The 21,352-nt window shown below is 70.4% G+C and carries 15 protein-coding genes and 1 riboswitch; of the genes, 8 read left to right on the forward strand and 7 right to left on the reverse strand.

Annotated elements, in window-relative coordinates; genetic code table 11:
- Nucleotides 1–188 precede the first annotated feature (188 nt).
- Nucleotides 189–1,166, reverse strand: a complete 978-nt coding sequence (locus RSO68_RS08530) for a LysR family transcriptional regulator (protein WP_315586280.1) — start codon at nt 1,164–1,166, stop codon at nt 189–191.
- Nucleotides 1,167–1,383: 217 nt separating this feature from the next.
- On the opposite strand from RSO68_RS08530, the gene RSO68_RS08535 reads away from it, so the two are divergent.
- The 3 genes from RSO68_RS08535 to RSO68_RS08545 all read left to right on the forward strand — a co-directional run bounded on the left by RSO68_RS08535 (nt 1,384) and on the right by RSO68_RS08545 (nt 4,461).
- Nucleotides 1,384–2,883 (forward strand): CoA-acylating methylmalonate-semialdehyde dehydrogenase, encoded by a 1,500-nt coding sequence (locus tag RSO68_RS08535; protein ID WP_315586281.1) that lies wholly within the window; start codon nt 1,384–1,386, stop codon nt 2,881–2,883.
- A 150-nt stretch (nt 2,884–3,033) separates the two neighbouring features.
- A complete protein-coding gene (locus RSO68_RS08540) occupies nt 3,034–3,621 on the forward strand; it encodes a peroxidase-related enzyme (protein ID WP_315586282.1) in 588 nt (195 codons plus the stop codon).
- A gap of 66 nt (nt 3,622–3,687) precedes the next feature.
- A complete protein-coding gene (locus RSO68_RS08545) occupies nt 3,688–4,461 on the forward strand; it encodes an HNH endonuclease (RefSeq protein WP_315586283.1) in 774 nt (257 codons plus the stop codon).
- Here RSO68_RS08545 and RSO68_RS08550 read toward each other — a convergent pair.
- Nucleotides 4,458–5,132, reverse strand: a complete 675-nt coding sequence (locus RSO68_RS08550; RefSeq protein WP_315586284.1) for a hypothetical protein — start codon at nt 5,130–5,132, stop codon at nt 4,458–4,460. The genes RSO68_RS08545 and RSO68_RS08550 overlap by 4 nt on opposite strands.
- Before the next feature lie 113 nt (nt 5,133–5,245).
- Nucleotides 5,246–5,365: riboswitch (TPP riboswitch) on the forward strand.
- On the opposite strand from RSO68_RS08550, the gene RSO68_RS08555 reads away from it, so the two are divergent.
- From RSO68_RS08555 to ilvD, 3 genes are all read left to right on the forward strand, one after another.
- Entirely contained in the window at nt 5,355–6,743 is a 1,389-nt protein-coding gene (locus RSO68_RS08555; RefSeq protein WP_315586285.1) for a sodium:solute symporter, read from the forward strand. (Overlaps the previous riboswitch by 11 nt.)
- 68 nt (nt 6,744–6,811) lie before the next feature.
- On the forward strand, nt 6,812–8,440 hold the full coding sequence (locus RSO68_RS08560; RefSeq protein WP_315586286.1) for a hypothetical protein: 1,629 nt from the start codon (nt 6,812–6,814) through the stop codon (nt 8,438–8,440).
- Nucleotides 8,433–10,121, forward strand: a complete 1,689-nt coding sequence (gene ilvD / locus RSO68_RS08565; protein ID WP_315586287.1) for a dihydroxy-acid dehydratase — start codon at nt 8,433–8,435, stop codon at nt 10,119–10,121. Before RSO68_RS08560 ends, ilvD begins: the two co-directional genes overlap by 8 nt.
- Nucleotides 10,122–10,205: 84 nt before the next feature.
- Here the strand turns inward: ilvD and senA are convergent, their stop codons facing one another.
- The gene (senA, locus tag RSO68_RS08570; RefSeq protein ID WP_315586288.1) at nt 10,206–11,540 is read right to left on the reverse strand and encodes a selenoneine synthase SenA; all 1,335 of its coding nucleotides are present in this window, start codon (nt 11,538–11,540) and stop codon (nt 10,206–10,208) included.
- A 154-nt stretch (nt 11,541–11,694) separates the two neighbouring features.
- On the opposite strand from senA, the gene senB reads away from it, so the two are divergent.
- On the forward strand, nt 11,695–12,684 hold the full coding sequence (gene senB, locus RSO68_RS08575; protein WP_315586289.1) for a selenoneine biosynthesis selenosugar synthase SenB: 990 nt from the start codon (nt 11,695–11,697) through the stop codon (nt 12,682–12,684).
- A 9-nt stretch (nt 12,685–12,693) separates the two neighbouring features.
- Here the strand turns inward: senB and selD are convergent, their stop codons facing one another.
- A complete protein-coding gene (gene selD, locus RSO68_RS08580) occupies nt 12,694–14,991 on the reverse strand; it encodes a selenide, water dikinase SelD (RefSeq protein ID WP_315586290.1) in 2,298 nt (765 codons plus the stop codon).
- Between the two features lie 130 nt (nt 14,992–15,121).
- Here selD and egtD point away from each other — a divergent pair, with 130 nt between their 5' ends.
- Entirely contained in the window at nt 15,122–16,084 is a 963-nt protein-coding gene (egtD, locus tag RSO68_RS08585) for an L-histidine N(alpha)-methyltransferase (protein ID WP_315586291.1), read from the forward strand.
- A gap of 103 nt (nt 16,085–16,187) precedes the next feature.
- Here the strand turns inward: egtD and RSO68_RS08590 are convergent, their stop codons facing one another.
- The 3 genes from RSO68_RS08590 to dsrO are packed head-to-tail and all read right to left on the reverse strand — an operon-like array spanning nt 16,188 to nt 21,262.
- Nucleotides 16,188–19,304, reverse strand: a complete 3,117-nt coding sequence (locus RSO68_RS08590; protein WP_315586293.1) for a molybdopterin dinucleotide binding domain-containing protein — start codon at nt 19,302–19,304, stop codon at nt 16,188–16,190.
- Entirely contained in the window at nt 19,297–20,502 is a 1,206-nt protein-coding gene (gene nrfD, locus RSO68_RS08595; protein WP_315586294.1) for an NrfD/PsrC family molybdoenzyme membrane anchor subunit, read from the reverse strand. Before nrfD ends, RSO68_RS08590 begins: the two co-directional genes overlap by 8 nt.
- Complete coding sequence (gene dsrO, locus RSO68_RS08600; protein ID WP_089846965.1) at nt 20,486–21,262, reverse strand: sulfate reduction electron transfer complex DsrMKJOP subunit DsrO; 777 nt, start codon at nt 21,260–21,262, stop codon at nt 20,486–20,488. The genes nrfD and dsrO overlap by 17 nt, the downstream gene beginning before the upstream one ends.
- Nucleotides 21,263–21,352 lie beyond the last annotated feature (90 nt).

Below are 21,352 nucleotides of genomic sequence, written 5' to 3' on the forward strand. Positions count from 1 at the left end.
CGCCGACCAACGGTGTCATGTGTCTCTTCGGCGCTATCGCGTCGCCTTTTCCTTCACACTACTCCGCGTCCATCGATGGGCCCAAGTGCCATTTCCGACCATCTCGATAGTTATTTCATATCGGCAATCCTGCATGCAGGTGGCCGGCGCTATTGGCCTCGGTGCGTATCGGCTTCTTCGGGGGGCGGTCAGTCGGCCGACGACGAGAGCGGGGAGGCCGGGGCGCCGAGGTCGGGAATTACCAGCTCCCGGCTCTCGCCCATCAAAAAGGCGTGGTTGGCCTCCAGGGCTTCGCGCAGGAAGTCCCACAGCAGGCGGACCCGGGCCAGGCGGCGCTGCTCCTGGCGGGCGGTGATCCAGAAGTGACGCACGATCTCCACGTCGTCATCCAGCACGTTCGAAAGGGCCTCCGAGGTGCTGGCCATGAAGCAGGGCAGCACGGCGAGCCCGGCGCCCTGCAGGCAGGCGGCGTGCTGGGTGGTCACGCTGGTGCTGCGCAGGGCGAAGTGCGGGCCGGGATGGCCGACCACCGCCGGGTCGAGCAGCGGCTCGAGGTAGCTGAGCTGCTCGCTGAAGATCAGGTCGTCGACATAGCCGATCAGACGATGTGCGCCCAGCGCGGAGCGGTGTCGCGGGGTGCCGTGGCGGGCGAGATAGCCCTGGCTGCCGTAGAGGCGCAGTCGGTAGTCGCAGAGCCGCGAGATCACGAGCCCCGGGCTCACCGGGCGTTCCACGGTAATGGCGAGATCCGCCTCGTGGCGGCTCAGGTTGACCACCCGCGGCAGGGCCAGCAGGTCCAGGGTCACGCCGGGGTGGCGTTCGCAGAACGCCGAGAGCAGCGGGGCGATCACCCAGGTGCCGAAGCCCTCGGTCACCCCCAGGCGGATCTGGCCGCTGATCTGGTGGTTCTTGTCGGTGAGGCTCTCGCCCGCCTCGAAGGCGTGGCGCGCCATCTCCTCGGCGTGGGCGAGCAGCTGCTGGCCGGCCTCGGTGAGGTGGTAGCCGTGGGTGCTGCGCTCGAACAGCTGGGTGTTGAGGGCCTGCTCGAAGCGCCTCGTGCGCCGCGACAGGGTGGAGTGGTCCAGCCCCAGGCGCCGGGCGGCGTCGGTGAGCCGCTCGCTGCGCGCCACCTCGAGGAAGATCTGGATGTCCTGCCAGTCCAGCATGGGAGCGGTCTCCTGCCGTCTTTGGTTGTGCATCAGTGCACAAGCAATGTGCCTGAGTGCCCGTTGTCACGCCATCCAACCTCTGTATAGACTCGAAACATCGACTCTCCGTGCCAGCATGCACATAAGGTCGCATACGCCTTTTGCCCCATACGCATCTTCACAACAGCTCGTAACCACAACAGCTCATAATCACAACAGCTTCAGGAGCATGCCCATGACCGTTCGCGAAACTCCCATGTACATCGATGGCCAGCCCGTCCAGTCCCAGAGCCAGGAGTGGCGCGACGTGGTCAATCCGGCCACCCAGGAGGTGGTCGCGCGGGTACCGTTCTGCACCGCCGAGGAGGTCGAGCAGGCCGTCGCCAGCGCCAAGGAGGCCTTCAAGACCTGGCGCAAGGTGCCGCTGGGCAAGCGTATGCGCATCATGCTCAAGCTCCAGGCGCTGATCCGCGACAACACCGATGAGCTGGCCGCGCTGATCAGCGAGGAACACGGCAAGACCCTGCCGGATGCGGCCGGCGAGGTAGGCCGCGGCCTGGAGGTGGTGGAGCACGCCTGTTCGATCACTTCCCTGCAGCTCGGCGAACTGGCCGAGAACGCCGCCAATGAGGTAGACGTCTACAGCCTCAACCAGCCGCTGGGCGTGGGCGCTGGCATCACCGCTTTCAACTTCCCGATCATGCTGCCCTGCTTCATGTTCCCGCTGGCCATCGCCACCGGTAACACCTTCGTGCTCAAGCCCTCCGAGCAGGACCCGACCTCCACCATGCGCCTGGTCGAGCTGGCCCACGAGGCAGGCGTGCCGGCCGGTGTGCTGAACGTGGTGCACGGCGGCCCGGACGTCGCTAACCAGATCGCCGATCATGCCGACATCAAGGCGCTCTCTTTCATCGGCTCCAGCCATGTCGGCTCGCTGCTCTACGATCGCGCCGCCGCCGCCGGCAAGCGCATGCAGGCGATGATGGGCGCCAAGAACCACTGCGTGGTGATGCCGGACGCCAACCGCAGCCAGGCCATCAACAACCTGCTGGGCTCCGCCTTCGGCGCCGCCGGACAGCGCTGCATGGCGAACTCCGTGGTGGTGCTGGTGGGTGAGGCCCGCGAGTGGCTCGAGGACATCGCCGAGGGCGCCCGCAACATGAAGGTCGGTCCTGGCACCCAGGCGGACGCCGACCTCGGCCCGCTGGTCTCGCCCCAGGCCAAGGAGCGCGTGGAGCGCCTGATCGCCACCGGCGAGCAGGAGGGCGCCAAGCTGCTGGTCGACGGCCGCGGCTGTGAGGTGGAAGGCTATCCGAACGGCAACTTCGTCGGCCCGACCCTGTTCAGCGACGTGACCACTGAGATGACCATCTACCGCGAGGAGATCTTCGGGCCGGTGCTCTGCGTGGTCGGCGTCGAGACCCTCGACGAGGCGATCGCGTTCGTCAACGCCAACCCCAACGGCAACGGCACCTCGATCTTCACCAACTCCGGTTGGGTGGCGCGACGCTTCGAGAGCGACATCGACGTCGGCCAGGTGGGCATCAACGTGCCGATCCCGGTGCCGGTCGCCTACTTCAGCTTCACCGGCTCACGCGGCTCCAAGCTCGGCGACCTGGGCCCCAACGGCAAGCAGGCGATCAGCTTCTGGACCCAGACCAAGACCGTCACCGCGCGCTGGTTCGAGCCGGAGAACGTCTCCAGCGGCATCAACAGCACCATCTCGCTGGGCTGACCGCACCCCGCTCAACGGCCATCGGCGGCCCCGTCTCGAGAGAGGCGGGGCCGCTGTCGCTTGGGGCCACCAAGGACGGGTAGACACTGCGTTTACGTTGACGTTAACTGGAGTTTCAGGACAACAACAACCACAGCGCCAGGAGCCACCATGTCCGCACCGATCAGCCGTTTCCCCATCCCCGAATCGATCCACGACCTGCCCGACGACATCCGCGACACCATGCTGGCGGTGCAGGACAAGGCCGGCTTCGTGCCCAACGTCTTCCTGATGCTGGCCCACCGTCCGGCCGAGTTTCGGGCCTTCTTCGCCTACCACGACGCCCTGATGGAGCGGGAGTCCGACACCCTCACCAAGGCCGAGAAGGAGATGATCGTGGTGGCTACCAGCGCCCGCAATCGCTGCCTCTACTGCGTGGTGGCCCACGGCGCCCTGGTGCGCATCTACAGCAAGGACCCGCTGCTTGCCGACCAGGTGGCCATCAATCACCGCACCGCGCCGATCAGCGAGCGCCACCGCGTGATGCTGGATTTCGCTCTCTACTGCGGCCTGGAGGTGGGGGAACTCACCGACGAGTGGGAGGCGCGCCTGAAAACGGCCGGCTTCACCCATGACGACATCTGGGACATCGGCGCCATCACCGCCTTCTTCGGCCTCTCCAATCGCCTGGTCACCCTGACCGGCACCCCGCCCAACGAGGAGTTCTACCTGATGGGGCGGGTGCCGCGGGAGAAGTGATCCGACCGACGTGGTCGCCGTGAATGCGCCGGCGTAGGCTGTTGGCATCCAACATTCGGAGGCCGCATGGCAGCGGAAAGAAAGGCATGGACGGATCACGAGCGTTTGCTGGCGCTATCGCTCTACTGCCGACTGACGTTTGGACAGCTTCACAGTGGACGCCCTGAAGTCGTTGGTTTGGCCGAACGCCTGGGGCGCTCGGCCAACTCCGTGGCGATGAAGCTCACCAACTATGCGAGCCTCGACCCCGAGGTGCTGGCGCTGGGCAAGAAGGGGCTCCCAGGCGCTTCGCAGAAGGATCGCGTGCTCTGGCAGCGCTTCATCACCGACCCGGAAACCGTATCGAGCGAATGCGAGCAGGCCTGGACGCTCGTTAGCGACGAGGATCCGGCATTCGCAGCCGAGCCATCGTCGGGCGAGACGGACTACTCCGGCCAGGACGTGAGGCGCCTTCAGAAACAGCGGGTGGGGCAGTCGCTATTCCGCAAGGCCGTGATGATTCGCTATGACACGCGCTGTGTCATCACGGGACTGCGTCACGAGGACCTGCTGATGGCCAGCCACATCGTCCCCTGGCGCACGCGTCCCGCATCGCGTCTGGATCCCGCCAATGGCCTGTGCCTGAATGCCCTGCATGATCGCGCCTTCGACGGTGGCCTGTTGGCCATCGATGATCAGGGGCGCATCCGCATCGCGCCGGAGCTGATGAGCACCGGAGCAAGCGGGCGGCTCAAGCGCCAACTGTGCGATCTCGATGGCCAGCCGCTGGATCTCACAGTCTCGGCGTTTCCCAACCGCGACTATCTCGCCTGGCACTACCGCGAGTGCTTCCGGCGTTAAGCGCCGTGACCCGCCTCCAATAGCTGCAGCACCGGCGTCAGCTGGCTCTCGTGCAGCAGCAGCACGCTGTCGCCGTCCTCATTCTCGCGGGGCGCCACCACGGCGAACTCGCCCTCCTCGAGGTGGAACTCGTGGATCTCGCGGGGCCCCTGGGGCGTCTGGCAGAGGATCGAACGGTAGGCGTCGTCTTCGCTATAGGTGAGGCGGTGGTAGACCTTGAAGAAGGTGTAGAGGGTCAGGCCCTGTCGGAAGGCGGGCCAGCGCGCGGGGATAGTGCGGGTCTCCTCGTCGAGGGCCTGGCCCTCGGCCTCGGCGGCGGCGATGGCCCGGGCCAGGGGATCGGCCAAGAGCCCGGTGCCGTCGCACGGCAGCGGCTGCCCACCCTCGAAGGCCTGGCGATAGTCGTCGGTCACCCGGCGTAGCGCCGCCAAGGAGTCCAGTCGATGGTCGCTGTGGCAGAGCTCGGCGGGCTCGAAGCTGCCGTTCTGCCAGCCGTGGATGACGCGCAGCACCAGCCGGCCCTCGCGCATCGGTGCCAGGATCAGCGCCTCGCTCGCCATGCGCAGGTGCAGCAGGCGCTCGGTGGCGGCGTTGTCGAAGGCGCTGTAGGGATCGACGAAGATCCCGTGCAGGCGCCCGGGGGCGTGTTCCTTGGCTTCGGTGTAGGGCATCTCGGGGCTCCGGCACGGGTGGTCGTCACGGTGGGGCGACGTTATGATGCCCCTCGATCCTGTGTCTATCGGCCGTTATGGCGCCGGCTTGAGACGCGATCCCACAATCCATTCACTGTCGCCAGGGGAGTCTCGCCGCCGCACGCGTCGGCCGGGGCTGAGAGAGCGCATGGCGCTGACCCTGGAACCTGATCCGGTTCACACCGGCGGAGGAAGTGCGACATGCCTGTCCTGACGTCTGCCGTGCTCGGCGCGGCGCTGCTTTGCTTTGCCTTCCTGGGCCTCAAGGCCCGCCGGGCCGATGGCCCCCTCGACGACTACGTCACCGCGCGCAACTCCCAGAGTGCCTCGACCCTGGGGCTCTCCTTCCTTGCCTCGGGGATGGGCGCCTGGATCCTCTTCGCGCCCCCCGAGATCGGCGCCTTCGTCGGCCCGCTGGCGCTGGCCGGCTATGCCGTCGGCTCGGCGTTGCCGTTCATCGTGCTGGGACTCTATGGCCCGGCGATCCGCCGCCACCTGCCGGAGGGGCGCAGCATCGGCGAGTTCGCCGAGGCCTGCTACGGGGCCGGGGTGCGGCGCTGGGTGTCGCTGGTCTCCGTGCTCTACATGGCCTGCTTCCTGGCCGCGGAGCTGACCGCCGTCGGGGCCATCACCGCGCTGCTCTCCGAGGTGCCACCGGCGCTGGTGGTGATCGGCGTGGCGATCTCCACGCTGCTCTACACGGCAGTGGGCGGGCTGCGGGCGAGCCTTGCCACCGACCGCTGGCAGGCCTGGCTGCTGGTCGCCCTGCTGGCGCTGGTCGGCGGGGTGGCGCTTGCGCGCCTGCCCGAGATGCCGGTGGCGGCGGCCCTGCCGTCGATCCCGGCCGGTGACGCCCTCGCCGTGGCGCTAACCCTGGTGATCGCGGTGACGGCGGCGAACCTCTTCCATCAGGGCTACTGGCAGCGGGTATGGGCGGCCCGGGACGACCGTGCCCTGGGCCGCGGCGCCTGGCTCGGCGGCGGCATCACCGTGCTGGTGGTGATGGTGATCGGCGGGCTCGGCATGCTGGCCGCCATGGCCGGCGTGGCGCTGGGCGAACCGCCGATTCCCTTCTTCGCGCTGCTCACCGAGGCGCCGGGATGGCTGGCGCTGCCGGCGCTGGTGCTGGCGGTCACCCTGGTGGCCTCCAGCGTGGATACCCTGCAGAACGGCATCGCCTCTCTGGTGGTGGCGGGGTCCGGTCGGCGCGGCCTCTCCATCGGCGCGGCGCGCCTGGCCACCGTGGCGCTGATGGTGCCGGTGGTGATCGTGGCGCTGCAGGGGCTCTCGGTGCTGCGCCTGTTCCTGATCGCCGACCTGCTCTGCGCGGCCATCGTGGTGCCGGTGCTGCTGGGCCTCTGGTCGCGGATGAGCGCCACCGCTGCGGTGGCCGGCGGCGTGTCGGGCATGCTCGGCGCCATCCTGCCGGGCTGGGTGGCCCAGGGCAGCCTCGCGGCCGGCGTGCTGGCGGCGAGCTTCCCCGGCAGCATTCCGACCCTGCCGCCGTTTCTCGGCGCGCTGCTGCTCTCGAGCCTGGTCAGCCTGCTGATCGCCGGGCTCCGGCCGGCGAGAAGGGCGCGTGCTGCCTGAGACGTTGCCACTTCGCGGGAGGGCGCCCACCCTGAGAGGGTCGATCCGCGTTCTCGAGGAAACGCCCCATGCCCGTCTGGTCACCGCTGCGCCTAGGGGCGCTCGTGCTGTTCGGGCTGCTGGCGGGCTGTGCCGCCGGTCCCGATTGGCGTGCGGAGCTGGCCGACCGCGACCCGCGCGACACCCGCTGCCTGGTGCAGCTGGCGGCCTTCGATGCGGCCGTGACCGAGGCCGGGGTGGCCGATGCCGGGGCGGCGCGGGTCGCCGGCTTCCCCTACCTGCGTGTCGACCGCCTGCTGGCCAGCTTCGATGACGAGCTCGACAGCCCCGCGGCCTTCGCCGACTGGGTGACCCGGATGCGCGAGTTGGACGGCGAGGCGCGCGCCATCGAGGCGGCCAACCTGCCGGCGTCCCAGCGGGAGGCGCTGTCGTCAACTCCCGGCGCAGCCCCGGCCCTCAATGCCTGCGCCACGCGCCTGATGGAGCGTGAGCTGCTGGCCGAGCAGGGCGCCGGACCGGCCCGCGAGCGGCTGCGCTCGGCGGTCGAGGCCCCCGACCACTACCTGACCTGGCGCCGGGCACTGGGGCTCTATCCCCTGACGCGCCTCGGTCTTGCCCTCGGTTACAACCGCTGGAAGGCGGACTATCTGGACACCTTCGAGGCACCGTTCGCGACGCTGCCGGCCGAGGCGCCCCTGGTGCGCTATGCGCCGCCCACCGGCGAGCTCCTTGATGCCGCCGTCGCGGCGCGGTGGCTGCGCGAGGCGCCACGAAGCCCGCTCGGCTTCGTCGAGCTCGATCGCCAGGCGCTGCTGCGCCTGGCGGCGCATCATGCCCCGGTGTTTCTCGTCGAGACCCAGGGGCATGACGACCGGTTCGGCGCGCCCTACTGGTTTGCCGGGCCCGAAGGCCCCTTGCCGCTCGTCGACACCAACCGTCCCGTGGCCGACGTGCGATTGAGCCATACCCGCTTCGAGGGCGAGCTGCTGCCCCAGCTGGTCTACACCCTGTGGTTCCCGGCGCGCCCACGGCAGGGCGCGCTGGACCTGCTCGGCGGCCGCCTCGATGGCCTGGTGTGGCGCGTCACCCTCGACGAGCGGGGGCGAGCGCTGATCCACGACAGCATCCATCCCTGCGGCTGCTATCATCTCTTCTTTCCCGTACCGCCCCTCGAGCGCGTCGCGGTGGCCGCGGACGCGGACCTGCGCGAGGCGCCGCTGACGCCCATCGAGGCTCCCCGCATGGCGTCGGGGCAGCGGCTCGCGGTGCGCGTCGCCGCCGTCAGCCATTACGTGGAGCACCTGGGCGTGGCGGACCCCGGCGTCGACGTAGCCGAGGCGCGCCGCTACGCGCTCAAGGCGGTGTCCTCGCCGCCCGACCATGGCCGGCGATCCCTGGCGCTGCCCGGGGGCGGACGGCGCAGCCTCTATGGTCCGGAGGGTCTGGTGTCGCATACTGGGCGCCTCGAGCGATTCCTGCTGTGGCCATCGGGCATCCTGAGCCCCGGCGCCATGCGCCAGTGGGGAACCCATGCCACCGTTTTCGTTGGCCGGCGCCACTTCGATGACCCTCGGCTGTTCGAAGTGGCCTTCGCGCGGCCGGCCTCGTCCTTCGCCGCGTCGAGTGACGCTGCCGAGCCCCATGACCACCCCCGGGGGGAACCCCGATACGACAAGAGGATATCCGACCATGAGTGACACGCCTGACGATCCCCGTCGCCGCCATTCCGCCCCGGTCGTGGACGGCGTCGGCAAGTCCGCCAGCCGCGCCATGCTCCGGGCGGTGGGCTTCACCGACGCCGACTTCGCCAAGCCCCAGGTGGGCATCGCCTCGACCTGGAGCAACCTCACCCCCTGCAACAGCCACATCGACGAGCTGGCTCGCCGGGCCAGCGACGGCGCCGATGCGGCCGGCGGCAAGGGGGTGATCTTCAACACCATCACCATCTCCGACGGCATCGCCAACGGCACCGAGGGCATGAAGTACTCGCTGGTGTCCCGGGAGGTGATCGCCGATTCCATCGAGACGGTGGCCGGCTGTGAGGGCTTCGATGGCCTGGTGGCCATCGGCGGCTGCGACAAGAACATGCCGGGCTGTTTGATGGGGCTGGCGCGCCTCGATCGCCCCAGCGTCTTCGTCTACGGCGGCACCATCCTGCCGGGCGAGGGCCACACCGACATCGTCTCGGTGTTCGAGGCCATGGGCGCCCACTCCCGCGGCGACATGGACCTGATCGAGGTGAAGCAGATCGAGGAGACGGCGATTCCCGGTCCCGGCTCCTGCGGTGGCATGTACACCGCCAACACCATGGCCTCGGCCATCGAGGCGCTGGGCATGAGCCTGCCGGGCAGCTCGGCGCAGAACGCCGTCTCCCGCGACAAGCGCGACGACTGTCATGCCGCCGGCAAGGCGGTGCTCGCGCTGCTCGAGCGCGACATCAAGCCCTCCGACATCATGACGCGCCAGGCCTTCGAGAACGCCATCACCGTGGTGATCGCGCTGGGCGGCTCCACCAACGCCGTGCTGCACCTGATCGGCATGGCCCGCACCATCGGCGTCGAACTGTCGCTTGCCGACTTCACCGCCATCGGCAAGCGCGTGCCGGTGGTCGCCGACCTGCGCCCCAGCGGCCACTACATGATGAGCGAGCTGGTGGCGATCGGCGGAATCCAGCCGCTGATGAAGATCCTGCTCGACGCAGGCCTCTTGCACGGCGACTGCCTGACCGTGACCGGCCAGACGCTCGCCGAGAACCTGGCCGACGTCGCGCCGTATCCCGATGACCAGCAGATCATCGCCCCGCTGGATCGCCCGGTGAAGGCGGAGAGCCACCTGCGCATCCTCTTCGGCAACCTGGCCCCGGAAGGCTCGGTGGCCAAGATCACCGGCAAGGAGGGCACGCGCTTCTCGGGCCGCGCCCGGGTGTTCGGCTCCGAGGAGGAGGCCCAGGCGCGCATCAACGACGGCACCGTGGTGGCCGGCGACGTGGTGGTGATCCGCTATGAGGGTCCCAAGGGCGGCCCCGGCATGCGCGAGATGCTCACGCCCACCTCGGCGATCATGGGTCGCGGGCTCGGCAGTGAAGTGGCGCTGATCACCGACGGGCGCTTCTCAGGCGGCAGTCACGGTTTCGTGGTAGGCCACGTCACGCCTGAGGCCTTCGACGGCGGCCCCCTGGCGCTGGTGGAAGACGGCGATGCGATCACCATCGATGCCGAGGCCGACACCATCGACATCGCGCTCTCCGACGAGGAGCTGACGCGCCGCCGCGCCGCCTGGCGCCAGCCGGCACCGCGCTACACCCGCGGCGTGCTGTCGAAGTACGCCCGCACGGTGAGCTCGGCCTCCACCGGCGCGGTCACCGACCTGCCGGAGTGAGGCACGCGCCGGGCCGCTGAGCCCGTTATCCGCCAAGACGCCCCGGCCGGTATGGTCGGGGCGTTCTCGTCATGGGGCTTCCTGCTAAGGGGCGCAGGTGCGAAAGCCGGCCAGCACGTCGTGGCGATCCGGGGTGAAGAGGTTGCGGTAGGCGGTATGGATCAGCCGCGAACGGGTGGCCCAGGCGCCACCGCGCAGCACGTAGCGCCCCTCCTGGAACCAGGGGGCGGAGTAGTCGCGGTAGAGCTCGGGCGCGAAGCCCGGGAAGGGGGCGAAGGGCGAGGCCGTCCACTCCCAGACGTTGCCCAGCAGCTGGCGACAGCCGAAGGCGCTGTCGCCCTCGGGCAGCGCGGCCACGTCCAGCGGGCCGAGACGCCAGCCGTCGAGGTTGGCCCGGCCGGCGTCCGGCGGCGTGTCGCCCCAGGGGAAGCGTCGCTTGCCGGGCGCCAGAGACCGACCGTCGGCCGATGGCATGCGGCTGGCGGCCACTTCCCATTCCGCTTCGCTGGGCAGGCGTCGCCCGGCCCAGCGGCACCAGGCCTCGGCTTCGTGCCAGCTGACGTGCACGACCGGCTGGTGAGGGGGCAACAGCTGCCAGCGGTCGAAGTGGCGCGCCTCCCAGCGGCCCCTGGCGTCCCGGCGCCAGTAGACGGGCGCCTCCTGCCCCTGACCCTCGCGCCACCGCCAGCCGGCCTCGCTCCAGTAGTCGCGCCGCGCGTAGCCACCGTCGTCGACGAAGGCGGCGAACTCGGCGTTGGTGACCGGCGCCCGGGCGATCGAGAAGGGCGCCACCTCGACCGCCATGGGCGGCTTCTCGTTGTCGAAGCGGAAGGGCAGGGTATCGTCGCCACCCAGACGGTGGCGCCCGCCGGGAATGGTGACGTCGCCCGGCAGGGGGCCGCGTCCGGCCTCGCCGGGGGCCTCGCGCGGCGGCGTGCCGAGTGCCGGGGCGGGGTCGCCCAGCGTCTGGCGGGTGTAGAGGAAGGCCTCGCCGTGCATGTCCTCGTGCAGGGTGGTGAGCTGATAGACGTAGCTCTGGGCGGCGCTGGCCTCGCCCTCGGGCAGGCGCGCGAGCATCGCCGCCTGCACCCGCGAGAGGTAGTCCAGGGTCTCGTCGCGGGAGGGCAGCGGTAGCGCCCAGCGGTCGTCATGGGCGATGCTGCCGGAGTCGAACAGCCGCTCGGAGCCGACGAGCCGGTAGTCGCGCAGGCCGAACAGGCCACGCAGCGCGAAGTGGTCGTGGAAAAAGCCCAGGTGGCCGAGCTCCCACAGCGGCGGGTTGACGATCGAAAGCCGCGGGCCGAGCTCGCGGATCTCGAGGGTATCGCGCATCAGCGAAAGGCTGCGCGAGCGGGCATCGATCAGCATGTCTGCCAGCGCGTCGGCGGCGCGAGGGGGCGTGGGCGGGGTGGCGATCATCAGGACCTCCTCGAACGGGGAGCGGCAAGCGTGGCTGAACAAGAACGGCTGGATAAGCACGGCCGGGTAAGATTGGCTGGCCAAGAACGGTTGAAAAGTATGGGCGGATGACGGGGCGAGCGATGCAAGGCGACAAGGGGAAGGGTGAACAGTGTTGAAGGTAGCCCTGATCACCCCGGCGGGTCGAGGCTCCCACGCCGGCAACCGCGCCACCGCGACCCGCTGGGCGGGCCTGCTGCGCGAGCTTGGCTGCCGCGTGAGTATCGCCGGCTCCGAGGATGCCCCGAAGGAATGGCGCGTCGACGGACAGGCCCCAGATCTCGTGGTGGCGCTGCACGCCTGGCGCAGCCACGTGGCCATCCTCGCTTGTCGCCAGGCCTTTCCTGCGGCCGCCCTGGCCGTGGTGCTGACCGGCACCGACGTCTATCGCTTCCAGCACAGCCATCCCGAGACCTTCCACGAAAGCCTCGCGGCGGCGGACGTCCTGATCGGCCTGCATGATGCCCTGGAGGAGGACCTGCCCGCGGGCGTCCTGCCGCGCCTGCACGTCGTCCACCAGTCGGCGCTGCCGCTGCCGCCCGGTGCCCCGCGGCCGGGGCGGCGGCACTTCGATGTGCTGGTGGTGGGCCACCTGCGCGAGGAGAAGGACCCGCTGCGCGCGGCACTCGCGGTGCGCGACCTGCCAATGGGCTCGCGGCTGCGGATCATCCAGCTGGGCGGCGCCCACGACGAGAGCTGGGCCAAGGCGGCCGTTGAGGAGATGGCGGACAACCCGCGCTATCGCTGGCTCGGTGACCTGCCGCGCTGGCGGGTGCGCCAGTGGATGGCCCGCGCCCGGCTGATGGTGATCAGCTCGCGCATGGAGGGGGGCGCCAACGTGGTCAGCGAGGCCTGCGCGGCGGGCCTGCCGGTGCTGGCCTCGGACATCCCGGGCAACCGCGGCCTGCTGGGCGGCGACCATGCCGGCTATTTCCCGGTCGCCGATACCGCGGCGCTGGGCGACCTGCTGCGCCGCGCCGAGGCACAGCCGGCCTTCGTCGAGGGCCTGCGCCGCCAGGTGGCGGCCCGGGCGCCGCTGTTCACGCCCGAGGCCGAGCGCGAGGCGCTGGCCAGGGTGATCACGGCCTGCGGGCTGCACGCCTGACTACCGTCCTCATTCGTTGAGTCGGATGGGCTCCAGCGCCTCGCCGGCGGGGGTGACGCGGCCGACGATGGCGGCGTTGGCGTAGCCCAGGGCGTGCAGAGCCGCGAGGCAGGCCTCGGCGCGCTCGGCGGGCACCCCGGCGAGCAGCCCCCCGGCGGTCTGGGGGTCGAAGAGCAGCGGATAGCGCGGGTGCTCGACCCAGGCCGCCTGGTCGCGGATCGCGCGGCGCAGACGCACGTTGGCGGGCTGCAGGGAGCTCAGGATGCCGGCGGCGACGGTCTCCTCGGCACCCTCGAGCAGCGGCAGAGCCGCCAGGTCGAGCTCGGCATCCACCCCCGAGGGGCGGGTCATCTCCACCAGGTGCCCGAGCAGGCCGAAGCCGGTGAGGTCGGTGCAGGCGGTGGCGCCGTGCTCGTGCAGGCAGGCCGCAGCCTCGCGGTTGGACTGCACCATGCTGGCGAGCGCCGCATCGATCCAGCGCCCCCGAGCGGCGAGTCGCGCGTGGGCGGCGAACAGCGTGCCGGTGCCGATGGGCTTGGTGAGGATCAGCACCTGGCCGGGGCGCAGGCCGCCCTTGGTCATCAGGGCCGTGCCGTCTTCGTCGGTGCTGCCGCTGTCGATCAGGCCGTTGACGGCGAAGCCCAGGGCCAGCTCGCTGCCCTCGCCGGTGTGGCCGCCCACCAGGGCGCAGTCGGCGGCGTTGAGCACTTCCACCGCGCCGCTCATCATCTGGAAGACGGTGTCTTCGACCTTGGCCTCGAGCCCCTGGGGCACCGTGGCCACGGCGGTGGCGGTCTGCGCCTCGGCGCCCATGGCGAAGATGTCGCCGAGCGCATGGTTGGCGGCGATCTTGCCGAACACATAGGGGTCATCGATGAAGGCGCGGAAGAAGTCCACGGTGTGCACCATGTCCTTGCCGGACGGCACCCGCACCACGGCGGCGTCGTCCGGGGCGTGCAGGCCGACCAGCACCTCGTCGCGCGCCACCGGCGCAAGCGTCGATAGCGCCCGGGAGAGGGTGGTGGCCCCCACCTTGGCCCCGCAGCCGCCGCAGCGCATGGCCAGCGCCGAGATCGCCTGGGCGCTCTCGTCCTCGTCCAGCACCACTCGACTGCGGGCCGGGGCCTTCATGGCGTCCTGGGTCATGGGCGGCAGGTCGTTAAAGCGGGCCATGAAGCGCCGGTCGATCCAGTCCTTCCAGCGCCAGGCCCAGTCGCCGGCCAGATAGAGCCCGCCCCGGGAGGCCACGGCGTGGCGATCGCCGGTGCTGATCAGCGCCAGCCAGTCGCGCTGCGGGCGATAGGGCGACAGCGGGCGGCCGGTCACGGCGGCGCGCAGGTTGTCGGCCAACGGACGGCCCTGGCGCACGGCGAAGACCCCGGCCTTCTCGCGGGGGTGATCGACCTGGTGGGCGATGTCGCCGGCGGCGAAGATCCGCGGGTCCGAGAGCGACTGCAGGGTCTCGCCGACCTTGATGAAGCCGTCGTCGTCGAGCGCCAGCCGGGTGCCCTTGAGCCAGTCGGCCCCGCCGGCGTTGGTCACCCAGACGATCTCGTCGGCGCCGTGCCAGGTGCCGTCGTCGCTCTGCAGCTGGCCCGCCTCGACGGCGACCACCTCGGTGCCGGTATGCACCTCGACGCCTCGGCGGCGCAGCGTGGCCTCGAAGTGCCCGCGCACCCGAGCGTTGTGGGTCGGCAGAATCTTCTCGCCGCGGGTGAAGAGCGCGAAGTGAAGCTCCGCCGGGTCGCGTCCCCGGGCGGCCAGCTCGCGGCCCAGCCGGACCTGCATGGCCAGCAGCAGCTCGACCCCGCCGGCGCCGCCGCCGACCACCGCTACCCGGGTGGTGCCGGGGTGCGCCTCGATGCGCTCAAGCAGCTGAAGCCAGCGGTCGTTGAAGCGGTGGATCGGCTTGACCGGCACGGCATGGGCGTCGGCGCCCTGGACCCTGCCCACCCGGGGCGTCGAGCCGATATTGATCGACAGCCAGTCGTAGGGCACCGGGGGGCGCGAGCGGCAGAGCACCCGGCGCGCGTCGTGATCGACGCCGATCGCCTCGTCGGCGAAGAAGCGCGCGCCGGCGTATTCGGCCAGCCGGCGCAGGTCGATATGCACGTCGTCGTAGCCGTAGTGCCCGGCGACGTAGCCCGGCAGCATGCCCGAGTAGGGGGTGTGGGTGTCGCGGCAGATCAGGGTGAGCCGCACGCCCGGTTCGGGGCGCATGGCGAAGCGCTTCAGCACGCCGACGTGGGTGTGGCCGCCGCCGACCAGCACGATATCCCGTAACACCGTCTGCTGCGGTTGCTGCATGAGGGGGCTCGCTCTAGATTGGTGAGAGGGGCGCGCGAGGCATCCAGGGCTCGCGCCGCCGCCCAGTCTAGCCGGATTCCGGCGCGGGAATCTCCCCGGCGTCGTCGCCCGCCGTTCGCGAGGGACCTCGATGATCACCGCCGTGCACGTCCACGATCAGCACGTCGGGCAGGCGCCAGACGCCTTTCGCGACGACGTCATCGCAGGCCTTCGCGCCTCGCCGAAGGCGCTCTCGCCCAAGCACTTCTACGACGCGCGGGGCTCGCGGCTCTTCGAGGCCATCTGCGCCCAGCCCGAGTACTACCTGACCCGCACCGAGGAGGGCATCCTCGCCGCGGCCGCCGACGAGATCGCGGCGCTGGTGGGCCCCGACACCCTGCTGGTCGAACTCGGCAGCGGTGCCAGCCGCAAGGTGCGCCGGCTGCTGGAGGCGCTGCGCCCCAGCCGCTATCTGGGCGTGGACATCTCCCGCGACTTCCTGCTGCAGAGCACGCGCCGCCTGGCGGCCGACTACCCCTGGCTCGAGGTGCACGCCGCCTGGGGCGATTTCTCCGCGGGCGTGCGGCTGCCGCCGAGCCTCGCGGAGCGACGCGCGGTGGCCTTCTTCCCGGGCTCGAGCATCGGCAACTTCACGCCGGCCGAGGCCGAGGCCTTCCTCGCCCGCCTGCGCCGGGCGCTGCCGACGGGCAGCGGGGTGCTGATTGGCGTCGACCTGGTCAAGGAGCGCGACCGGCTGGAGGCGGCCTACAACGACGCCGCCGGCGTCACCGCGGCCTTCAACCTCAACCTGCTGTCGCGCATGCGCCGCGAGCTGGGGGCCGAGGTCGATCTCGAAGCCTTCGATCATCGCGCCGTCTTCCATGAAGCGGCCTCGCGCATCGAGATGCACCTGGTCAGCCGGCGGCGCCAGGCCATCGTGATTGAGGAGCGGCGCTTCGCCTTCGAGGCGGGGGAGACGCTGCATACCGAGAACTCCTGCAAGTACCGCCTCGAGGACTTCCAGGCGCTGGCCGCCCGGGCCGGCTACCGGTCCGGCGCCGTGTGGCTTGATGATCAGGCGCTGTTCAGCGTGCACTATCTCGTCGATCGCTGACGCGAGGTGGTCGGTCTCTGCGGCAGTCGCCCCTTCTCGTCGCCACACAAAAACCCCCCCGCCGGACAGGCGGGGCGTACGTACGCGTCGGCGTGGCGGCCGCTCAGGCCTCGACGCGGTTAACCCGGATCGGCAGCCCCTGGCGCACGGCGGCGCCGCTGATCGGCTCGAGCCAGGTACCGGCTATCCGGCGGGTCGGGTCCTCGAAGCCTAGGTCGTTGATGTTGATGCCGGCGCGCAGCCACTCGAGATCCGGCTGGGACTCGCCGTCGATCACGTGGGGCGTGGCGCCGAGGTCACGGTGGCCGTAGCCGTGCTCGATGGCCAGTGCCCCCGGTGCGACACCCTCGCCGACCAGCGCCAGCGCGGTCACGCCGCCGCCGGGGCTCTCGATGCGGATCACGTCGCCGTGGGCGATGCCGAAGCGCTCGGCGTCCTCACGATGCATCATCACCGGGTTGTAGGGCTTGATCATGCGTAGCCGCTCGAGGCCGATGGCGTAGGAGTTCATCAGGTTCGACTTGAACGAGAACGCCAGCAGTGGCCACTCCTCCTCGGTGAACACCTCGCGCATGGCGCGGCCGTCGGCCAGGGACGCCGGGCCGTGGCAGGGCACGCCGCGGTTGGGCACGCCGGTCTGGGTGTTGATGCTGGTGCCGACCCGCTCGTTGTAGACGCACAGGGTGCGCGTCCAGGCGCTGGTGAGGTTCTCGCCCTTGAAGTGATCCTGGAAGTCCTCGAAGCGCCCGCCCCGGGCGTAGAGATAGGCCACCGGGCCGTGCTCCTTGGGTGGCAGGGTGCGCACGAGCTTGGGTATCAGCGGTGCCAAGCCGGCGTGGTCGATGTCGCTTTGCTCGGCGGCCGGCAGCGGCTCCCCCTGGAAGGCCACGTTGGCGGCGGCGCGCAGGAAGAAGTCCTCGGCGCGGTTCAGCGGGTGCAGGCTGCCGTCGGCGGCGGGGATGGCGCCCTCGCCGAAGCCGGGCAGGCCCAGGCGCTTGGCCACGGCGATGAAGAAGCTCTCCATGGAGACCGGCTCGCCCTCCTCGGTCTTCTCCTGGCGCGGCTCCACCACCGGCCAGCAGGCGGTGGTCATCTTGCCCAGGGTGCCGCGCCAGGCGCCGGTGAAGCCCCACACCTCGTACATCACCGAGTCTGGCACGATGTAGTCGGCGTAGCGGTTGGTCTCGTTGATGAAGCCGTCCACCGCCACGTAGAGCCCCAGGCGCTTGGGGTCCTTGAGCTTGTCGGCGATCAGCCCCTCGAGGCCGGCCTGGCCGTAGATGGGGTTGGCCATGCAGCCGATGACCGCCTTGATGGGGTAGGGGTAGCCGTCCAGCGCCGAGGGCAGGTGCTCGGTGAGGGTGGGCGGCGCCAGGGAGCGCCAGGGCGCCCGGGCCGGGTAGGGATCCTCGCCGGCATCGACCTTGCGCCGGTACTCGGAGGACTTCTCGTAGGGGAAGCGCGAGCGGGATAGGAAGATGCCCTGCGGGCCGCGCTTGCCGGGGAAGTTGGCCAGGTCGTAGCGCGGACCCTGGCCCACGCCGTTGAACTGGCCGCCGCCCGGGGCGCTGCCGCCCTTGCGGTTGTGGTTGCCGGCCAGCAGGTTGAGCATCTGCACGGCGAAGGCCGCGTAGAAGCCGTTGCCGGACATCATGCCGCCGTGGCAGTTGACCACCGCGCGGCGGCCGTGACGGGCGTAGCGCTCGGCCAGCGCGACGATGGTCGCCTCGGGGATGCCGCAGTGCGCGGCGTAGTCGGCGAGGCTCTGCTCGTGAGCCGCCTCGCGCAGCAGGGTCAGGCTGCTCTTGACCCGCACGCGTTCGCCACTGCCGTCCTGGGCGGCGCCGAGCTCGACCTCGCGGTCGACAAAGAGCTCGGCGGCCATCATCGATTCGCCGTCGACGAGTGCACCGTCGGCGATCACCAGCGGCGCGTCGTCCTCGGCGCCGGCCTCGGCCCGGCCCAGGTCGCTGGCGCGCAGGAAGTGGCCGCGGCGCGGGTGCGCCTCGCTGTCGATCACCAGGTGGGTGGCGTTGGAGTGGGTGGCCTCGCCGGCGGCGTCGGCAGCGGCCTGGCCGGGCATCTCGAGGAAGTCGCGGGAGTAGCCCTCATGGTCGAGCAGCCACTGGATCAGCGCCATGGCGAAGGCGCTGTCGGTGCCCGGGCGGATCGGCACCCAGCGGTTGTGGTCGGCGGCGTGGGAGGCCGAGGCGTTGAGCGCCGGGTCGACTACCACGTACTCCAGAGTGCCGGCGGCGCGGGCCTGGGCGATCAGGCGGCCCTGGCGCTTGAAGGGGTTGCCGGCCTGGCTAGGGGCGCAGCCGATGTACATGATGAAGCGCGCGTTCTGGATGTCCGGTTTGACGTGGGCGAACTTCTTCATGTCGTTCATCACGGCGCCGGAGCCCATGCGGAAGGCCAGCCCGCAGTAGGAGCCGTGATGGCCGTAGTTGCGGGTGCCGTAGGCGTTGAAGGCGAAGCGCTTGAGGATGGCGGAGCGGCCGTAGTCGGTGGCCTCCATCACCATCAGCTGGTTGGCCTTGGGGCCGTACTCGGGGTTCGCCGGGTCGATCGGGGTCTCGACGTCGTGGATGGCGCGCAGGCCCTCCACCTGGCCCTCGCCGAACAGGTCGCCGCCCTCGCAGATCTCCTCGATGACCTGCGCGAAGGGCACCTTCTGCCACTCGCGGCCGCCGCGCCCGCCGACCCGCTTGAGACAGTGCGTCACCCGGAAGGGGCTGTCGATCTGGCTCATCATGGCGTTGCCGCGGGCGCAGGCGGTGGAGCGGTTCTGCTGGCCCTGGTCGCCGAAGGCGCTGAGGCCGCGCAGGGCCTCCGCCACCGGGGTGCGCATCGGCAGGTGCTCGTCGGCGGAGAGCGGGTGGTAGGGGTTGCCGGCGACGCGCAGCACATGGTCGCTGTCGTTGTCGATTCGCACCCGCACGCCGCACTTGGTGGTGCAGCCGTAGCAGACGGTGAAGGCCAGGCGCTGGCCGGGGTTCAGGGTCAGCTCGCCGCTGGCCGGGTCGACGCTGTATTCCGGCGCCAGGGAGTTGCCGTGGATGCGGTGCTTGGGCGTCTCGCCGGCGCTGCCGGTGAGGCCCTTGCCCATCTTGAGCAGCGGGTCGGCGTAGCCGGCGGCGAAGGTGGCGGCGCCGCCGGCGGCGACGGCGCCTTTCATGAAGCGGCGACGTGACGGATCTGCGGACGACTTAGCCATGATGAGGCGCTCCTTCGGGGGCATGATCGTGAGAGGAGTCGGGAGAGGCGGCGCTGGCGGGCGCGGGGGAGACATCGGCGCCGCGGCCGCCCTGGCGGGCCTGGCGCCACGGCACGAAGAGGTCGATCAGCAGGATGGCGGCTAGCCACAGGCCGAAGGTGCCGACGATGCCGAGGATGCCGGAGGAGCCGGCGGGAACGCCGTAGTGATGGAAGCCGGCGCTGTGACGGGCCACGGTCTGTACATCCATCAGCACCACCCAGCGGAACATCCAGCCGACGTGCAGGGCCACCAGGCCCAGCACCCAGGCCCAGGCATAGAGCGTCGGGCGCCGCGCGGCAGGACGGGTGAGCAGGTAGAGCAGTGCGCTGAACAGTAGCGCGCCGGTGAGCCCGCCCCACAGGGCGGTGCGCCGCCACTCGGGGCTGCCGCGCACCGACTCCAGGGCCGCGGCCACCGAGCCGACGTTGGCGTTGATGCCGTCGAGGAACCAGCTGCCGGCAATGAGGCCCGCCGCCAGGCAGGCGACCAGCATCACCTTGAGCATCTGGCCGACGACGCTGGTGCTGCGCTCACCGGCCACCCGGTTGAGCAGCAGGATCAGGCCGGAAGCGGCGATGAAGCCGGTGGCCACGAACATCGGCGGAAGCCACACGGTGTGCCACAGCGGGCGGGCCTTGACGATGGCCACCTCGGCGCCGGTGTAGAGCATGATGCCGGTGGAGAGCGCCAGGGTGGCGAGACCCACCAGCACCAGCAGTGCGCGCGGCGTCGGCGCCTCGCCCAGCGACAGCCAGCGGGCGAGCAGGCCTTTGAGCCCGGGCGCCTGACGATTCGCCTGCAGCGCCGGGCGCCAGGCGAGCCACGCAAGCGCGATCACGCCCACCACATAGAGCGGCAGGAGCAGGCTGCCCACCGACATCCAGGAGTGGCCGTTGGCGTAGGCGTAGAAGTGCCAGAAGCGCAGCGGCTGGTGCAGGTCGGCAAGTAGCGCCACCGGTGCCACCAGGGTGGTGGTCAGGCAGGCCAGCAGCGCCAGGCGCGCGGTGGGTAGCCAGCGCGACTTGCCGAACACCAGCCCCGGAGCGGCCAGCCACAGGCTGGCGTAGGAGAGGGCGATCATGAAGAAGTACTGCACCGCCCAGGGGTACCAGGCGATGTCGTAGCGCGGGGCGAGCAGCTCAATGGCCGAATTCATAGCCCATCTCCTTGCCGTGGGGGTCGAGGACGTCCAGGGCCACCGGCTCGGCATCGGGACGGGTGACGAAGCGCTCGTCCATGCCGAGGTAGAAGACCTGGGGCAGGGTGTTCTTCTCGGGCTGCAGCACCATCAGCTCGTCCTTGTGCTCGGCGATCATGCGGCTGATCTGGCTCTGTGGGTCGCGCATGTCGCCGATGATCCGCGCACCGCCCACGCAGCTCTCCACGCAGGCCGGCAGCAGGCCGGCCTCCAGGCGGTGGGCGCAGAAGGTGCACTTGTCGGCGGTCTGGGTGCGCTCGTTGATGAAGCGGGCGTCGTAGGGGCAGGCGTTGACGCAGTAGGCGCAGCCCACGCAGCGGTCGCTGTCCACCACCACGATGCCGTCCTGGCGCTGGTAGGTGGCCTCCACCGGGCAGACCGGCACGCAGGCCGGATTCTCACAGTGGTTGCAGAGCCTGGGCAGCATGAAGGTGGCGACCTCGCCGGTCTCCTGGTGCGCCACCTCGTACTGGGAGACGGTGGTGCGGAAGCTGCCCAGCGGCGCGGCGTTCTCGATATGGCACGACACGGTGCAGGCCTGGCAGCCGATGCACTGGCGCAGGTCGATGAGCATGCCGTAGCGCTTGCTGGGGTCGCCTTCACGACGAGGCGGCTGCTGGTTGATGCCGGCACTGGCGACGCTCGATAGCGGCACCATCGCGGCGCCCGCGCTCAAGCGGGCCAGCTGGCCGAGAAGGGAACGGCGAATGGGGTCCATGGCGCCTCCGGTGGCCTGGATGGGGCGGGATCTTTCGCGCATGGCGAAAGGCATGACCCGCAGGCTAACGGCGACCCGTGACGGGGCACT

The sequence above is a fragment of the Halomonas saccharevitans genome, from assembly GCF_032333995.1.
In the GTDB taxonomy this organism is placed as follows: domain Bacteria; phylum Pseudomonadota; class Gammaproteobacteria; order Pseudomonadales; family Halomonadaceae; genus Halomonas; species Halomonas saccharevitans.